The 16,200-nt window shown below is 64.4% G+C and carries 18 protein-coding genes; 11 read left to right on the forward strand and 7 right to left on the reverse strand.

Annotated features, from left to right (window positions below; genetic code table 11):
* Nucleotides 1-199: 199 nt before the first annotated feature.
* The 3 genes from AC5Y42_RS06530 to AC5Y42_RS06540 all read left to right on the forward strand — a co-directional run bounded on the left by AC5Y42_RS06530 (nt 200) and on the right by AC5Y42_RS06540 (nt 2,168).
* Nucleotides 200-415 (forward strand): excalibur calcium-binding domain-containing protein, encoded by a 216-nt coding sequence (locus tag AC5Y42_RS06530; RefSeq protein ID WP_499896649.1) that lies wholly within the window; start codon nt 200-202, stop codon nt 413-415.
* 39 nt (nt 416-454) lie between these two features.
* Nucleotides 455-1,012, forward strand: coding sequence for a DUF2510 domain-containing protein (locus tag AC5Y42_RS06535; RefSeq protein ID WP_499896651.1), 558 nt, complete (start codon nt 455-457; stop codon nt 1,010-1,012).
* A gap of 70 nt (nt 1,013-1,082) precedes the next feature.
* Entirely contained in the window at nt 1,083-2,168 is a 1,086-nt protein-coding gene (locus tag AC5Y42_RS06540) for a F420-dependent hydroxymycolic acid dehydrogenase (protein ID WP_499896653.1), read from the forward strand.
* On the opposite strand, the gene AC5Y42_RS06545 is transcribed toward AC5Y42_RS06540, so the two are convergent.
* Both AC5Y42_RS06545 and AC5Y42_RS06550 read right to left on the reverse strand, forming a co-directional pair.
* Nucleotides 2,165-3,070, reverse strand: a complete 906-nt coding sequence (locus AC5Y42_RS06545) for a class I SAM-dependent methyltransferase (protein WP_499896654.1) — start codon at nt 3,068-3,070, stop codon at nt 2,165-2,167. The two genes, AC5Y42_RS06540 and AC5Y42_RS06545, sit on opposite strands and share 4 nt — an antisense overlap.
* A gap of 67 nt (nt 3,071-3,137) precedes the next feature.
* Nucleotides 3,138-4,034 (reverse strand): SAM-dependent methyltransferase, encoded by an 897-nt coding sequence (locus tag AC5Y42_RS06550; RefSeq protein WP_499896656.1) that lies wholly within the window; start codon nt 4,032-4,034, stop codon nt 3,138-3,140.
* Nucleotides 4,035-4,111: 77 nt separating this feature from the next.
* Here AC5Y42_RS06550 and AC5Y42_RS06555 point away from each other — a divergent pair, with 77 nt between their 5' ends.
* Genes AC5Y42_RS06555 through AC5Y42_RS06565 form a run of 3 tightly spaced genes read left to right on the forward strand, consistent with a single transcriptional unit; the run spans nt 4,112 to nt 5,254 of the window.
* Complete coding sequence (locus AC5Y42_RS06555; RefSeq protein WP_499896658.1) at nt 4,112-4,609, forward strand: nucleoside deaminase; 498 nt, start codon at nt 4,112-4,114, stop codon at nt 4,607-4,609.
* Between the two features lie 46 nt (nt 4,610-4,655).
* The gene (locus AC5Y42_RS06560) at nt 4,656-5,045 is read left to right on the forward strand and encodes an ArsR/SmtB family transcription factor (RefSeq protein ID WP_499896660.1); all 390 of its coding nucleotides are present in this window, start codon (nt 4,656-4,658) and stop codon (nt 5,043-5,045) included.
* Nucleotides 5,046-5,050: 5 nt separating this feature from the next.
* Nucleotides 5,051-5,254: a zinc transporter Slc39a7 gene (locus AC5Y42_RS06565; RefSeq protein ID WP_499896662.1), complete on the forward strand. Its 204-nt coding sequence runs from the start codon at nt 5,051-5,053 to the stop codon at nt 5,252-5,254.
* A gap of 10 nt (nt 5,255-5,264) precedes the next feature.
* On the opposite strand, the gene AC5Y42_RS06570 is transcribed toward AC5Y42_RS06565, so the two are convergent.
* Complete coding sequence (locus AC5Y42_RS06570) at nt 5,265-6,278, reverse strand: oxygenase MpaB family protein (RefSeq protein ID WP_499896663.1); 1,014 nt, start codon at nt 6,276-6,278, stop codon at nt 5,265-5,267.
* A 69-nt stretch (nt 6,279-6,347) separates the two neighbouring features.
* On the opposite strand from AC5Y42_RS06570, the gene AC5Y42_RS06575 reads away from it, so the two are divergent.
* The 5 genes from AC5Y42_RS06575 (at nt 6,348) to phoU (ending at nt 12,230) form a co-directional block, all read left to right on the forward strand.
* Nucleotides 6,348-6,932: a TetR/AcrR family transcriptional regulator gene (locus tag AC5Y42_RS06575; RefSeq protein WP_499896665.1), complete on the forward strand. Its 585-nt coding sequence runs from the start codon at nt 6,348-6,350 to the stop codon at nt 6,930-6,932.
* An 85-nt stretch (nt 6,933-7,017) separates the two neighbouring features.
* Nucleotides 7,018-8,040 (forward strand): acyl-ACP desaturase, encoded by a 1,023-nt coding sequence (locus AC5Y42_RS06580; RefSeq protein ID WP_499896666.1) that lies wholly within the window; start codon nt 7,018-7,020, stop codon nt 8,038-8,040.
* A gap of 7 nt (nt 8,041-8,047) precedes the next feature.
* On the forward strand, nt 8,048-9,181 hold the full coding sequence (gene dusB / locus AC5Y42_RS06585; protein WP_499896668.1) for a tRNA dihydrouridine synthase DusB: 1,134 nt from the start codon (nt 8,048-8,050) through the stop codon (nt 9,179-9,181).
* A 239-nt stretch (nt 9,182-9,420) separates the two neighbouring features.
* Nucleotides 9,421-11,490: an LCP family protein gene (locus AC5Y42_RS06590; protein ID WP_499896670.1), complete on the forward strand. Its 2,070-nt coding sequence runs from the start codon at nt 9,421-9,423 to the stop codon at nt 11,488-11,490.
* A gap of 71 nt (nt 11,491-11,561) precedes the next feature.
* Nucleotides 11,562-12,230, forward strand: coding sequence for a phosphate signaling complex protein PhoU (phoU, locus tag AC5Y42_RS06595; protein WP_499896672.1), 669 nt, complete (start codon nt 11,562-11,564; stop codon nt 12,228-12,230).
* Here phoU and pstB read toward each other — a convergent pair.
* The 4 genes from pstB to AC5Y42_RS06615 all read right to left on the reverse strand — a co-directional run bounded on the left by pstB (nt 12,227) and on the right by AC5Y42_RS06615 (nt 16,095).
* Nucleotides 12,227-13,003 (reverse strand): phosphate ABC transporter ATP-binding protein PstB, encoded by a 777-nt coding sequence (pstB, locus tag AC5Y42_RS06600; RefSeq protein ID WP_499896673.1) that lies wholly within the window; start codon nt 13,001-13,003, stop codon nt 12,227-12,229. The genes phoU and pstB overlap by 4 nt on opposite strands.
* 192 nt (nt 13,004-13,195) lie before the next feature.
* Nucleotides 13,196-14,281 (reverse strand): phosphate ABC transporter substrate-binding protein PstS, encoded by a 1,086-nt coding sequence (gene pstS / locus AC5Y42_RS06605; RefSeq protein WP_499896675.1) that lies wholly within the window; start codon nt 14,279-14,281, stop codon nt 13,196-13,198.
* Nucleotides 14,282-14,422: 141 nt separating this feature from the next.
* Nucleotides 14,423-15,331 carry a mycothiol synthase gene (mshD, locus tag AC5Y42_RS06610; RefSeq protein ID WP_499896677.1) on the reverse strand — a complete coding sequence of 303 codons (909 nt, stop codon included), beginning with the start codon at nt 15,329-15,331 and terminating at the stop codon, nt 14,423-14,425.
* The gene (locus AC5Y42_RS06615; protein WP_499896678.1) at nt 15,328-16,095 is read right to left on the reverse strand and encodes a winged helix-turn-helix transcriptional regulator; all 768 of its coding nucleotides are present in this window, start codon (nt 16,093-16,095) and stop codon (nt 15,328-15,330) included. The genes mshD and AC5Y42_RS06615 overlap by 4 nt, the downstream gene beginning before the upstream one ends.
* Nucleotides 16,096-16,200 lie beyond the last annotated feature (105 nt).

Below are 16,200 nucleotides of genomic sequence, written 5' to 3' on the forward strand. Positions count from 1 at the left end.
CATCGCAGGAGCCGTTCCCGTTGCCGTACCAGCGCGACGAATGCTCTAGCGACTTGATGTTCACCGGCTCTACCGCGCTTTGCGCCACCCGCATCAGCGACTTTCGAGGCCACGCGATGGGGTGATTCCGCCTCAGGTACGCTCCGCTGGCAACGTTTGGTGCGGGGAAGTAAACAAAAGACTACTTGGGGGTACTGGCATGGCACTTCGCGTTCTCTTGGCTGCAATCGCCGTCGGCGTCTCTGTTATCGGCGTGGGCGTGGCACTCGCACCCACCTCGGTCGCAGGCCCGCCGTACAAGAACTGCTCTGAGGCTCACGCTGATGGTCGCTACAACATTCCAGAGGGTGACGCGGCCTACCGCTCAAAGCTGGATCGCGACGGCGACGGGCTGGCTTGCGAGCCCAAGCCGTAAGACCTTATTGCACAACGGAAAAGCTAAACAGGAGATCCGATGACCACGGCCACGCCCCAACCCGGCTGGTACCCCGACCCGTCCGGCACGGGGCAACGATACTTCGACGGCACGCAATGGCTCCCACAGCAGGTTCCGCCACCCCCGCCCCTGCCGTCGATCGTCATCAACAACCACAACGCCGTCAACACCAGTCCGACCGTGATCGTCGCCAGCGGTCCCAACCACGCCCTGCACCTGATCTTGACCCTTCTCACGTGCGGCATGTGGCTGCCCGTGTGGGTGATCGTGTCCGTTGTCGCCCATAGCCGCCGGGTGGGGGCGACCGGACAACCGAGCAAGACCGCAGCAGTCCTCGGCGCGGTGCTTGGTGGCTTGGTCCTTCTGGGACTCGTGGCCCAGCATCCGGCAGCACTGATCCCGCTTGCCATTATGGCCGGCGTGGGATACCTCGGGTATCGCGCGTACGAACGGGCTGTCGAGCGTCGCGCCGAGCAGGACAAGCTCGCTGCCCGCGCCGATACGGAGCACCAGGCTTTCATGCGCGGCGATGAAGCTGGGATTTACGGTCAGTATCAGCCGCCACCAAACCAATAGAGTTTTCGGTTGATCCTGGACACGCGCACTGCGGTGACGTCGCAGCTCCATTCCGGGTACTCCCCGCCTCATGAGAGGAATGTCACGGCGCACGTTCGGACTGCTCGCGGCAGGCATCAGTGCCACCGGTATGGCGGCCGCTTGCGGCTCGAAGCCCGCCACCACGCCGCCCAGCTCGCCCCCGCCGGCATCGGGGCCCGGCGTGGGCTTCGTGTTGTCACACGAGCAGTTCACCACCGCCCAGCTTGTCGACCAGGCGCAGGCCGCCGAGCAGGCCGGGTTCAGGTATCTGTGGGCCAGCGACCACATCCAGCCGTGGCAGGACAACGAGGGCCACGCCATGTTCCCGTGGATCACGCTGGCGCTGGTAGGCCAGCAGACGCAGCATGTGCCGTTCGGCACCGGCGTGACATGTCCGATCTATCGCTTTCACCCGACGACGGTGGCGCACGCCTTCGCGTCGCTGGCGGTGCTCTACCCCGGCCGGGTCTTTCTCGGCGTCGGCACTGGTGAACGCCTCAACGAGCAAGCCGCCACCACACAGTTCGGCCCCTACCGTGAGCGCCACGACCGACTGATCGAGGCCATCCAGCTCATCCGCCAGCTATGGAGCGGGAAACGAATCTCATTCCAAGGCCGCTACTTTCAGACTAATCAGCTCAAGATCTACGACCTGCCGCCGTCGCCGCCACCCATATTTGTCGCTGCCGGCGGCCCCAAAAGCGCGCGGCTGGCCGGGCGGTACGGCGACGGCTGGATTGCGCAGGCCGACAGCATGACGGACCAAAAACTGGTGACCGCCTTCAATCAGGGAGCCAAGGATTCCGGCCGCGACCCCGCAAGCCTGACCAAGCGGGGTGAGATGTTCGCCGTGGTCGGCGATCAGGCAGAAGTCAACCGCGCCGCCGAGCTCTGGCGGTTCACCGGCGGCGCCGTCGACCAGCCCAACCCCGTCGACATCCAGCAGGCGGCGCAAGCCAATTCACTGGACAAGGTGATCGACGGCTGGACCACCGGCACCGATCCGGGCACCCACATCAAAGCGGTGCAGGCGGTTCTCGACGCCGGTACGACACCGTTCATGCACTTTCCCCAGCAGGACCCGACAATGGCGATCGACTTCTACCGCACTCAGGTCCTGCCTCGGCTGCACTAATTCAGCGCCGCGCGGATGTAGCCGACATCGCCGAATGGCATCTCGCCGTCGCCCAGCGGCCGCAGCCCGTACTCGACGAAGAGATCGGCATTGCTGCTGCCGATCGTCTGCCAGCCGCGGTGAGTCAAGTAGGCGGCTGTCTCGTTACGGTCGCCGAAGTACAGGAGATCGGTCATCTCCAGGTCGTAGCCGTACTGGCGCCACTGTTCAGCCAGTTTCACGGTGCTTTCGCGCTGCGCCTCAGTAAGGTTGTCGACGGTCTCGGTGCCCAGCCGACTGCCACGAGCACTGAGCCGCGTGATGTTGTCCAGGAGTCGATCCTGGGCCTCCGGCGGCAGGTAACCCAAAAGCCCCTCGGTGAGCCATGCGGTGGGCCGGTCCGGGCGAAAGCCCGTGCCCTGCAGCGCGGTTGGCCAATCGTCGCGCAAGTCGATGGCCACCGGACGACGATCCGCAGACGGACATACGCCCAACTCGGCAAGTGTCCGCGTCTTGAACTCGATCACTTGCGGTTGGTCGACCTCGAACACCGTTGTGCCATCGGGCCACGGCAACCGGTAGGCGCGCGCGTCAAGTCCCGACGCCAAGATCACCACCTGACGGATGCCCGCGGCCATCGCGTCGGCGAAGAAGTCGTCGAAGTACTTGGTGCGCACCGCCAGGTTCTCGGACATGCGATCCAAGTCCAGAGCCGGGTCCTCGATGTCGGTGCCGGCGAGCTCCCCACGGGCGAATTTGGTGAAGAACTCCACGCCGACCGCCTTAACCAACGACTCGGCGAACGGGTCATTGATCAGCGGATCGGGTCGTTTGCTGGCCACTGCCCGCTGCGCAGCGACGGCCGTGGCCGTCGCCCCCACACTGGACGCCAGATCCCAAGAGTCACCATCGGTACGTGCCATATCATCCTCCGCACAATCAGAATACTTAGTTAGTATAACAAGTATTCTGACGGAGTGATTCCGGCGGTTAGCGCACGGCGCTGAGGTAAGTCACGTCGGCGAACGCCGCAGCGACCTCGTCGTCGGGATAGACGAAGCCGTTGTCGGCGTGCAGTTGCGCGACGGTGCGGTGGTTGACCTGCCAATCGTGTCGCGTCAAGTGGTCGATGATGTGGCTGCGCTCGAAATGGTAGACCAAGTCGTTGAAGTCGATGTCAAACCCGAGCTCACTCATCCGCTCGTGATGTGTACGCCACCGTTCGTCGGTGAAAATGCGTGTGTCCGGGACGAATTCGCAGGCGAGCCGGCTGCCGCCAGAACTCAGTGTGGTGATGTTGTCGAACAGCGCATCCTGGGCGTCAGGCGGCAGGTACACCACGAGACCCTCGGCGCTCCACGCAGCCGGCGCATCGGCGTCGAACCCGGCGGCACGCACCGCCGCCGGCCAGTCGTCGCGCAGGTCAACGGCAACAGTGCGCCGCTCGGCGGTCGGCTCGGCGCCGAGCCTGCTCAGTGTCGTGGTCTTGAACTCGATGACCTCGGGCAGATCGACTTCGTAGACAACCGTGCCGGACGGCCAGGGCAAGCGATAGGCCCGAGCATCCAAACCGGCCGCCAGGATGACCGCCTGGCGGACACCACTTTTCGTCGCGTCGAGGAAGAACTGGTCGTAGAACCGGGTCCGGACACCCATCCCCCGGGCCATGCGGTCCGGATCGAATTCGGAGTCCGCCTCGACGGGAATCTCATTGTTGACCAGCCGGGTGTAGACATCGATGCCGACTGCCCTCACCAGCGGTGCGGCGAACGGGTCGTCGATCAGCGGCTCCGGCCCCGCAGCGGCCAGCGCACGCTGAGCGGCGACCATCGTTGCTGTCGCCCCGACGCTCGACGCCAGATCCCAGCTGTCGCTATCGGAACGCATCGGCATGCTCCTATCTCGGTTTTCATTAATATAGATCAGCTAGTTATTCGCCCATATGCCGGAGCTAGCCTGGGGACATGGACTTCGTCCAACGGACCGTCGACCTGGCTCGGCATAACGTCGCCGAAGGGGGCCGCCCGTTTGCGACGGTCATCGTCAAGGACGACGACATCCTCGCCGAGTGCGCCAACCAGGTGGCCCAGACCCACGACCCGACCGCCCACGCGGAGATCCTCGCCATCCGGCAGGCATGTAAGCAACTGGGCACTGAGAACCTCGTCGGTACCACTATCTACGTGCTGGCCCACCCGTGCCCGATGTGTCTCGGTGCGCTGTACTACTGCTCACCCGATCAAGTGGTCTTCCTGACGTCGCGCGACGAATACGAGCCGTACTACGTCGACGACCGCAAGTACTTCGAGCTCGCCACCTTCTACGACGAGTTCGCCAAGCCCTGGGAGCAACGCCGGCTGCCCATGCGCCACGAGCCCAGCGAGGCAGCGGTGGACGTCTATCGGTTCTGGCGGGAACGCAACGGCGGTGACCGCCGCGCGGCGAATTCAGCCGTCGATTGAATCGAAGCCTTGACAACCCTGCACTCAGTTGCACTATTATTTGCGTATGCATGCAGATAACAGAGCATCCCGATTGCCGGACGATCAGGTCAGCCTGGTGGTCGAGGTGTTTCGGATGTTGGCCGACGCGACCAGGGTCCAGGTGCTGTGGTCGCTCACCGAACGCGAGATGTCGGTCAACGAGCTCGCCGAACATGTCGGCAAACCGGCGCCATCGGTCTCTCAGCACCTAGCGAAGTTGCGGATGGCGCGATTGGTGCGCACCCGCCGCGAAGGGACCACGATTTTCTACAGCATGGAAAACGAGCACATCTGCCAACTGGTTACCGACGCCGTCTTCAACGCCGAGCATGCCGGCCCAGGGGTTCCACCGCACCACCGCTCCGATGCGGGGCTGCAGGTGGTTGCCAGAGTGACAGCACAACAAAGGAGATGAGGATCATGTCGCACCACACCCACCCACACGAAACGCCGCACGCCCACGAACACGAACACGACGGCGTCGCTCACACGCACGAGCACACCAGCCACGAGCATGAGCACGTCGAGCACGACCACGCTCACAGCCACGACGACGGCACCGAGCACGCTCACCAGCACGTGCATCAGTCCGGCCTCGAGGAAGCACACAGCCACGCCCACTAAGGGGCACGCGTTACACGTTGGGGCAGTAGTGCTTTGGGTTGCCGCGCTCGTCCAGCGGGGGCAGGTTACGCGCGGGCGTGTGCACCAGCGGTGTCTCGGCCGGGATGCGACCGGTGGCGCGGTCCCACCCGGCACGAGCCCGCGGATGCTTGCGGTAACGCGGGGGCACCACGGCGAAGACCAGGCGCACGACGTCGCCGAGCCGGCGATGCAGCCATTCGTCACGGGGTGACCAGCTGTAGCCCATCAACTCGCGCACCGGCGGATCGTAGAGGCCTACCGTCAGCCAGACGAAGAACGGTGCCATTAGTTTGCGCTGCACCTGCCACAACCAATTCGGAATCCATTGCGCAAACGGCGGTTTGGGCAGAACCGTGAGGTCGAGCACTTGGCGTGCCGCCCAATTGTTCTCCAGCACCTCGCGGCACATGTGGTCCCAGTAGATCTGGAACTCCTCCCAGCTCTTCGGCACCGGGCGCATGCTCATGCCATACATGCGGTACCACTCGACATGCTCGTCGAACAGCTGGCGCTTCTGCGCCTCGGTGATGCCACCGCAGAACCGTTCGGCCACATGCAATGTGCCGACAAAGAAGGTCGAGTGCGCCCAGTAAAAGACGTCGGGGTTCAGCGCGTGATAGCGGCGGCCCTGCGCGTCGGTGCCCTTGATGTCGGTGTGGTAATCGCGAACCTCGGCGCCGGTCGTCGGAGCGCGGTCACCGTCGAAAACGACGCCGCCGATCGGGTAGAGCGACCGCAGCAGCCGCGGCCAGCGCTCCCGGAAGAACGTCGAGTGGTCTTCGACGGCCGCGCCCAGCTGCGGGTGCATGTTCTGCATGGAACCGGCCCACGGTCCCTGCAGCATGCCGCGCCAATCGCCGAAGTATTTCCACGTCAGCGAGTCGGGTCCGAGCGGCATCGGCGGCGCGTCGTACCCCGACGGCGAGACCGGGCAGCCGCTGGCCACTTCGCCGGACCCGCCATCGCTGGTCAGCGGGTGCGCCTCAGAAGTATCTTGAGTCACTGGTGAGGTTCCTGTCGGTCGTCAGCCAACCTGACTACATGCGTTGTCACTATCCAGTTTAGGAGGGCTGTGTCGTCGGGTCAACGACGGGGCCGCTGGTCCGGTGTCCCCTTGGAGGATCGGCAGGCGCTGCGCCGCGACAACCTCGTCGGCGCCGGCGTGCAGCTGCTCGGCGAAGAAGGCGGTCCCGCTCTGACTGTGCGGGCGGTATGCCGGGAAGCCGGACTCACCGAGCGCTACTTCTACGAAAGTTTCGCCGACCGTGACGAATTCGTCCGCGCGGTGTACGACGATGTCTGCACGCGCGCGATGTCGACACTGATGTCGGCGGGCACACCGCGGGAGGCCGTCGAGAGATTTGTCGCACTGATGGTCGACGACCCGGTGCGCGGGCGGGTCCTGCTGCTGGCGCCCGGGGTCGAGCCCGTGCTGACCCGCTCCGGCGCCGAGTGGATGCCCAGCTTCATCGACTTGCTGCAGCGCAAGCTGACCCGAATCGGCGATCCCATCCGCCAGCACATGGTGGCCACCAGCTTGATCGGCGGCCTGACCGCGCTGTTCACCGCGTACCTGGACGGGCGCCTGGCGGCCAGCCGCGAGCAGTTCATTGACTACTGCGTCGACATGCTGCTCAGCAGGGCCGCGACGTACTAGCGCCACGCCGGGACACAAACTTGCTGCTACTGACATACACAGATATATTGACTGCAACCAACAGACACAGATAACCGGAGGGTCCATGTCGGGAGACTTGACCGACCTACAGCTGTTGCAGGAACTCGAGCCGGTCGTTGAGAAGAGCATCAACCGGCATTCGAGCATGCACAAGAACTGGAACCCGCACGACTACATCCCGTGGTCGGACGGGAAGAATTTCTATGCGCTCGGCGGGCAGGATTGGGATCCAGAGCAGTCTCAGCTTTCCGACGTCGCCCAGGTGGCGATGGTGCAGAACCTGATGACCGAGGACAACCTGCCGTCATATCACCGCGAGATCGCGATGAACTTCGGCATGGACGGCGCCTGGGGACAGTGGGTCAACCGCTGGACCGCCGAGGAGAACCGGCACGGCATCGCGCTGCGCGACTATTTGGTGGTAACTCGGGCAGTTGACCCGGTCGAGTTGGAGAAACTGCGCCTCGAGGTGGTGAACCGGGGCTTCAGTCCAGGCCAGAATCAGCAGGTTCGAGAAGACCTGTTCGCCGAGAGCCTGTTCGACTCGATCATCTACGTCACCTTCCAGGAGCTGGCCACCCGGATTTCGCACCGCAACACGGGCAAGGCGTGCAACGAGACGATCGCCGACAAGCTGTTGGCCAAGATCTCGGCCGACGAGAATCTGCACATGATCTTCTACCGCGACGTCACCGAGGCCGGTTTTGAGATCGCGGCCAACCAGGCGATGAAGTCGCTGCACAAGGTGCTGCGCAACTTCCAGATGCCCGGCTACCAGGTGCCGGAGTTCCGGCGCAAGGCCGTGATGATCGCCGTCGGTGGGGTGTACGACCCGCGCATCCACCTCGATGACGTCGTGATGCCGGTGCTGAAGAAATGGCGCATCTTCGAGCGTGAGGATTTCAGCGGCGAGGCCGCGGCGATGCGTGACGACCTGGCGGTGCTGATCAAAGAGCTCGAGCAGACCTGTGAAAAGTTCGAGGTGTCCAAGCAGCGCCAACTCGACCGGGAAGCCCGCACGGGCAAGAAAGTCACCGCAGCCGAACTGCACAAAACCGCAGGCACGCTGACGATGAGCCGGCGGTAGCCCGCCGTTGCGCATCGGCCCCATCACGCTCGCCAGCCCGGTGGTGCTGGCCCCAATGGCGGGCGTGACCAATGTCGCGTTCCGCACGCTGTGCCGTGAGCTGGAACAAGCCAAGGTCGGCACCGTCAGCGGTCTCTACGTCTGCGAGATGGTGACTGCCCGCGCGCTCGTCGAGCGGCATCCGGCCACTATGCACATGACGACATTCTCCGCCGACGAGTCCCCGCGATCGCTGCAGCTGTACACCGTCGATCCGGCCACCACATATGAGGCCTTCAAGATGGTCGCCGACGAGGGCCTGGCCGATCACATCGACATGAACTTCGGGTGTCCGGTGCCGAAGGTGACCCGACGCGGTGGCGGCGCCGCCTTGCCGTTCAAGCGGCGGCTGTTCGGCCAAATCGTCGCGGCGGCAGTGCGGGCGACCGACGGCACCGACATTCCCGTGACCGTGAAGTTCCGCGTCGGCATCGACGACGCCCACCACACCCATTTGGACGCCGGCCGCATCGCGGAAACCGAAGGCGCGGCCGCCGTCGCATTGCATGCCCGCACCGCGGCGCAACGCTACTCCGGCGCTGCGGACTGGGATCAGATCGCCGCGCTCAAGCAACACGTGCGAACGATCCCGGTGCTGGGCAACGGGGACATCTTCGACGCCAGCGACGCGCTGACGATGATGGCCGCCACCGGATGCGACGGCGTCGTGATCGGCCGCGGCTGCCTGGGCCGCCCCTGGTTGTTCGCCGAACTGTCAGCCGCCTTCACCGGCAGTCCACCGCCGACCCCGCCAACCCTGGGTGAGGTGGCCGACATCGTCCGCCGCCACGGTGTGTTGTTGGCCGCGCACTTCGGCGAAGACAAGGGCATGCGCGATATCCGCAAACACGTCGCCTGGTATCTGCATGGGTTCCCGGCCGGATCCGAGCTGCGACGAGCATTGGCGCTCGTCAAGACATTGGCCGAGCTCGACGTTTTGCTCGACGAGCTGGACGCGGCTGTTCCATTTCCGGATGCGGCCACCGGCCCGCGGGGCCGGCAGGGGTCACCGGCTCGGGTGGCTCTGCCCGACGGCTGGCTGACCGACCGCGACGACTGCACGGTGCCGGCGGGCGCCGACATCATGCACTCGGGTGGCTGAATCGAGACCACCTCGACATCGCGTTTCTGCCGAGGGCTGGCTACGATGTGGAACTTGTTGCAATGTGCCCCGTGGCGGGACCCGCCGGGGCGCCGCTGGACGAGAGCGAGAACAACGGGCGCGACCACACCGGTCGCGTGGAACCGCAGTGCTGCCACCGCCAGCACTGCCCTGATGTATGCGCACGAACACACAGATGTTTACGGGCATCTCATCGGAGCTTCGGAGGCCGGTAGGACATGAGTGACGGCGACTTTGGCGCCGATGAAGCCACTCCCGGCCCCTCCCATGCCCCGGGCGCCGCGCCGTGGGAACGATTCGGTTCGCCGGCCCATGACGCCGACCCCGTTAGTCGATGGTCGCCACCGCCAACCGAGCCCGCTGAGCCCGATGACAGCGAGCCGACCGGATGTCACACCGGAGGTGGGCTCAGCGTCGCCGAACTGATCGCCAAGGTCGGCGGTCAGGCGACGGTCCGGCCCAGCCATCGTCGCGCTGCCAAGGAAACAGAGCCGCCCGACCTGGTCCCCGCCGCCCCCGACGCCCAGCCGGTGTATCGATACGATGCCTACGCCGTGTCGACGTCGTCGGCCTACGCATCTGAGCTGCCGGACCTCGACGTAGCTCACCGCCCACGGCGCAGCGCCCAGTCTCAAGAGACCACCGTGCTGCCAACGGTGTCAGAAAAGGTGCCGCCGGCGCGGATCACCGGAACGGCTACAGCTGCCGAAGCCCCGGCACCCGAACCGAAACGCAAGCGCGGGCCGCTGTTGGCGGCCGGGCGCTCGGTGGCGGCCCTGATCGCCGTGTTGTCGCTGGCGCTGACCGGCGGGGCGTGGCAGTGGAGCGCCTCGAAAAACAACAGGCTCAACACCATCAGCGCACTGGACCCGCATTCCCGCGACATCGTCGACCCCAATGGGCAATACGGCGACGAGAACTTCCTGATCGTCGGGGTCGACTCGCGTGCCGGGGAGAACAGCGAAATGGGCGCCGGCGACACCGAAGACGCTGGCGGCGCCCGATCGGACACCATCATGCTGGTCAACATCCCGGCCAACCGCAAACGCGTGGTCGCGGTGTCTTTTCCGCGCGACCTGGCGATTACGCCGATGAAATGCGAGGCTTGGAATCCCGACACCGGCGCCTACGGCCCGCTCTACGACGAGGACACCGGGACCTACGGGTCGAGATACGTCTATACCGAGACGAAACTGAACTCCGCGTTCGCATTCGGCGGCCCCAAATGCCTGGTGAAGGTCATCCAGAAGTTGTCCGGCCTTTCCATCAACCGGTTCATGGCCATCGACTTCTCCGGTTTCGCCAAAATGGTCGACGCGCTCGGCGGCGTCGAGGTTTGCAGCACTACCGCACTGAAGGACTACGAGTTGGGCACGGTGCTCGACCATGCCGGCCGCCAGACCATCGACGGCACGACAGCGCTTAACTATGTGCGGGCGCGCAACGTCACCACCGAGAACAACGGCGACTACGGGCGCATCAAACGTCAGCAGCTGTTTCTGTCGTCGCTGCTGCGATCGCTGATTTCCAGGGACACGTTCTTTTCGCTGAGCAAGCTCAACAACGTCGTCAACATGTTCATCGGCGACAGCTACGTCGACAACGTCAAAACCAAAGACCTCGTCGACCTCGGCCAATCGGTACAGGGCGTCTCGGCCGGGCACATTACCTTCGTGACGGTACCGACCGGCGAAACCGACGAGAACGGCGACGAGCCGCCCCGCAGTTCCGACATGCGAGCGCTCTTCGACGCCATCATCAACGACGACCCGCTGCCCGGTGAAAACGACAAGAATGCGACGGCGAGCCTGTCCACCCAGTCGACTACCAGCACAGCGCCGCCGCCAAGCCCCGCCGCTGAGGCACATGCCGAGCATGTCCAAGCCGTCACGACGGCCCCCCAGGACGTCACCGTCCAGGTCTTGAACTCGACCGGAAAGACGGGTCTGGCCGCCACGGCCACCGATGAACTGCAACAACAGGGTTTCAACGTCATGGAGCCGTCCGACTACCCGAGCTCACTGAAATCCACCACGGTCTTCTTCTCACCGGGCAACGAGCAGGCCGCCGCCACAGTGGCATCGACGCTGGCCAATTCAAAGGTTGAGCGGGTCAGCGGAATTCACGGGGTCCAGGTGGTTCTCGGGTCTGACTTCTCCAAAGTGAGTGCGCCCCCACCCAGCGGCTCGTCAATCAGCGTGCAAATCGACCGCAACGCACACAGCACACCCACCAAACTTCCCGAAGACCTGACGGTCACCAACGCCGCCGATACCACCTGCGAGTAACCGCAGGAGTTTTCGCGTGCATGAGTGGCGCTTCATGCCATTTCGGCGGCTGAGAACGTAGTCTTGGCGATATGCGGACCGCCTACCATGAACAACTTTCGGGGCTCTCCGAACGACTCGGCGAGATGTGTGGGCTGGCCGGAGCCGCCATGGAACGTGCAACACAGGCGCTGCTGCAGGCAGATTTGGTGCTGGCCGAGCAGGTTATCTCCGACCACGAAAACATCGCGCGGCTGAGCGCCCGTGCGGAGGAAAGCGCTTTCGTGTTGTTGGCCTTGCAGGCTCCTGTCGCCGGTGATCTGCGGGCGATTGTCAGCGCAATCCAGATGGTCGCAGATATCGACCGTATGGGTGCGCTGGCCCTGCATGTCGCCAAGATCGCGCGCCGGCGTCATCCCCAGCACGCACTACCTGAAGAGGTCAACGGTTACTTTGCCGAAATGGGCAGGGTAGCAGTCGAATTAGGCAACAGCGCACAGGAGGTGCTGTTGTCACGCGACCCGGAGAAGGCGGCGCGCATCCGGGAAGAAGACGATGCCATGGACGACCTGCATCGGCACTTGTTCACCGTGCTGATGGACCGGGAGTGGAAGCACGGAGTGGCCGCCGCCGTCGACGTCACGTTGCTGGGCCGATTTTACGAGCGCTTCGCCGATCACGCCGTCGAGGTAGCACGTCGAGTCATCTTCCAGGCGACCGGCAAGTTCCCCGAAGACGACGCGGTGCCCACGTCCGGCTAGCCAAAACGGCCGGAAATGTAATCTTCGGTGGCCTTCTGGGTCGGGTTGGAAAAGATCTTCTCGGTGTCGTCGATCTCGACCAGTCGACCGGGTTTGCCGACGGCCTCGAGGTTGAAAAATGCGGTTTGGTTGCTGACCCGCGCGGCCTGCTGCATGTTGTGAGTGACGATGACGATGGTGTAGTCCTGCTTGAGCTCGGCGATCAAATCTTCGATCGCCATCGTCGAGATCGGGTCCAACGCCGAACACGGCTCGTCCATCAGCAACACGTCTGGCTGCACCGCGATGGCTCGCGCGATGCATAACCGCTGCTGCTGGCCGCCGGACAACCCGCCGCCGGGCCGGTCCAACCGGTCCTTGACCTCGTCCCACAGGTTGGCGCCGCGTAGCGAGTATTCAGCCGTGTCGTCGAGTTTTTTGCGGTTGCGCACACCCTGAAGCTTCAATCCGGCCACCACGTTGTCGCGTATCGACATGGTGGGAAATGGGTTTGGCCGCTGAAACACCATCCCGATCGCCCTGCGTACACCGACAGGGTCGATGCCCGAGCCGTAGATGTCGTCGTCGTCGAGCAGCACCGTGCCCTCGACGCGGGCTCCCGGGAGAACTTCGTGCATGCGGTTGAGCGTGCGCAGCACCGTCGTCTTACCGCAGCCGGACGGGCCGATGAACGCGGTTACACTGCGAGGAAGAACCGACAGCGATACATCGGCAACCGCGTGGAACGACCCGTAATAAATGTTGAGGTCTTTGAGGTCCAACCTCTTAGCCAACGCACGCTCCTGCCTAGAATTTCTTAGGCTCAACGACTTTCGCGACCACCCTGGCCCCGACACCGACGCAGGCACACCGGCCGGTCGTCTGGTGACACATCATACCGGCCAGTATGTCGCAGATGCCGAAGTGCTGGTCCCATAGCTTCCTGTTCTGCCATCTATCTTTCGCACCGGCAGCCGCCGGATCAATCAATCGATCGCGTTGATCGCGGCGACCAGGCGTGTCTTGAACTTGGCGGGCAGTGGAACATAGCCGGCCGAGGAGAGACCGCTCTGACCGTCGTGGGTGGCCACGTTCAAAAATGACTTCACTGCCCCGGAGGTAGCCAGGTCGTACCCCCTGGAACACACGATCTCGTATATCGCCAACAGCAACGGGTAGGCACCAGGCTCTCTGGTGCTGTAGAGCGCCTGCAGATCCAACTTGAGGTCGTTGCCGCTGCCGATGAACTTGGCGTCCTCGATAGCGGTGGCGGCGGTGTGGTCGGTGAGGGCGACGGCTCCGCTGCCGGTGTCGATCTGGGCATACGAGATCCGGGCCTGATCTGCGAAGCTTTTCTCGACATAGCCGATGGCGCCCGGAGTGGATTGCACGGCCTGCGCCACGCCGCCCGACGTTTGGGCGCCGTCGCCCACGCCACCCTGAAAATCGGTGCCGGTGCCCTTGGTCCAGGTTTGCGGGGCGGCCGCCACCAGGTACTTCTGGAAGTTGTCAGTGGTGCCCGACGGGTCCGAGCGGTAGATCGGTGTGATCTCGATGTCGGGTATCGCCACGCCGGGGTTCAGCGCGGCGATCATCGGATCACGCCAACTGGTGATGGCGCCGCTAAAGATTCGCGCCAGCACATCGGCGTTGACGATCAGCGGATTGACCCCATCGAGGTGATAGGCCACCGCAACCGGTCCGAACACCAACGGCAGGTGCCATACCGGATGCCCGTGACAGCGTTTGGCAGCCGGATTGATCTGGTCGGATCTCAACGGCGAGTCCGAGCCGGCGAAATCGACGTGCCCCGCGACGAACTGCTCGCGTCCAGCGGCCGAGCCGGTCGCGTTGTAGGAAACGTTGTTACCAGCGCACAACCGGCCCCAAGCCTGGTTGAACAGCGCAATCGCATTCTGCTGAGCGGTCGACCCTTCACCGGCCAGCTCGTCCTTGCCGCCACATTTAACCGATCCCTTCGATGCCCCGGTGGTGGTACCGATGTTGTCGTCGCTGCCGCACCCGGCCAAAACCACACTGGTGGCCACCGCCGCTACCAACGCTTTACCCACCGTGTTGCGCCTCACTGATCTCGCTTTCTCACCGATGAAGTTCGCAGCTCAACCTTTACGCTAGTGAGGTCACCAGGTCATCCGAAACCGGTTCGCCGGTATTGGGCGGCGCCGCTGTCACCGGCAGGCCGGCCGTGTACGTCAGGGATCGTTTGCGGCATAGGCGGTGTCGATGCTGGCGACAGTGAAGCCCAGCTGTTGGTAGGTGCGCAGCGCGGCCGTGTTGTCGGATTCCACGTAGAGCATCACCGTGGGATCGGCGGCGTCGGCCAGCCGCCGCGCCAGGTATGCGATGCCAGCGGCGGTCAGTGCACGACCGAGGCCGCGACCTTGCGCCGACGGGTCGACCCCGACGACGTAGACCTCGCCGAGGCCCGCAGCGTCGGGATGCACTTTGGTCCAATGGAAGCCCAGCAGCTCGTCGCTCGTCTCGTCGAACGCCAAAAACAGCCCGTCCGGATCGAACCAGGGTTCGCCGCGGCGTTCGGCCAGGTCGGCCGACGTCCAGCCACTCTGTTCCGGATGTCCGGCGAATGCGGCGTTGTTGACGCGAAGCAGCTCCGCATCGTCGCTGCTTCCGGCGTAGGTCCGCATTCGCACCCTGTCCGGCGTTGCGGGCGCGGCGGCGGTGTTCAACGAACGGCGCATCTGGATGAGCTCGCGCACCGGTGCCAGATGCAGGGCCGCCGCCGTCGCCTGGGCCGCGTCCAATGTGCCGTGTGCCCAGAAACGATTGCGCGCATCGGTTTTCGTCAACGCAGCCTTGATCATGGCGGCACCGACACCGCGCCGACGGGCTTGCGGATGAACCACAAGCTCGGCCATGCCGAAGAAATCGTCGTGCGGTGGGCTGAGGTTGAGGTAGCCGACCACCGTGTCCCGGTCTTGGCCGGTGGCCACGAGGTGCTCGGTGCGATCGTGGCTTAACTCCCGCAGAACTTGCTCGCCGACGGGTGCTACGCCATCGAATTCGATTGCCGCCGTGACAAGTTCACGTACTTGCTGCTGCTCGGCCGCAGTCAGCTCGGAGCGCCAGTCCGGCGGGGTCACTGGCTGTGCAACGGGTCGACTAGCGGGTCCTGGCTTGTGTCCAGTTCTGGCTCGTTGTCCGCGGGGGTGTCCGAGTCCTCCCCCGAAGATCGGCCGCGGGCGGGTCGGACCGCCTTGTAGCCCACGTTGCGTACCGTACCGATCAACGATTCGTATTCTGGCCCGAGCTTGGCCCGCAGCCGTCGCACGTGCACGTCGACGGTCCGGGTGCCGCCGAAGAAGTCGTAGCCCCACACTTCATGCAATAGCTGTGCTCGGGTAAACACCCGACCGGCGTGCTGCGCCAGGTACTTCAGCAGTTCGAATTCTTTATAGGTGAGATCCAGGGGACGGCCGCGCAGTCGAGCGGTGTAAGTGCCTTCGTCGATGGCCAATTCGCCGAGGCTGATTTTGCCGGCGGACTCCTGGTCGGCCAGGCCACCGCGTCTGCCGACCAACAAACGCAGCCGAGCATCGATCTCACCTGGTCCGGTACCGGGCAGCAGAATCTCGTCAAGGCCCCAATCGGCGTTGATCGCCACCAGCCCGCCTTCGCTGACCACCGCCACCACCGGGATCGACCGGCCCGTGGTGCCCAGCAGGCGGCACAGGCCGCGCGCCGCCGGCAGGTCATTACGCGCGTCGACGAGCACGATGTCGGCGCTACCGGCTTCCAGCAGCGAGGACACGTCCGCCGCGGCCGCTCGCACGGTGTGGGCGAGCAGCGACAACGACGGCAGGACCGAGTCGGGGTGCGGCTCCGCGGTCAGCAGCAGTAGATCCAACGAGCCCCTCCAGCGTCGTGGGAAAGGCGTTCCCCAGATTCAGCGGCCAGGTCATCTAACGATAGCGTGCTACCTGCTGATTCGCCCGGTGACGATGCACGCCAC

This window comes from Mycobacterium sp. NGS48 (genome assembly GCF_059812585.1).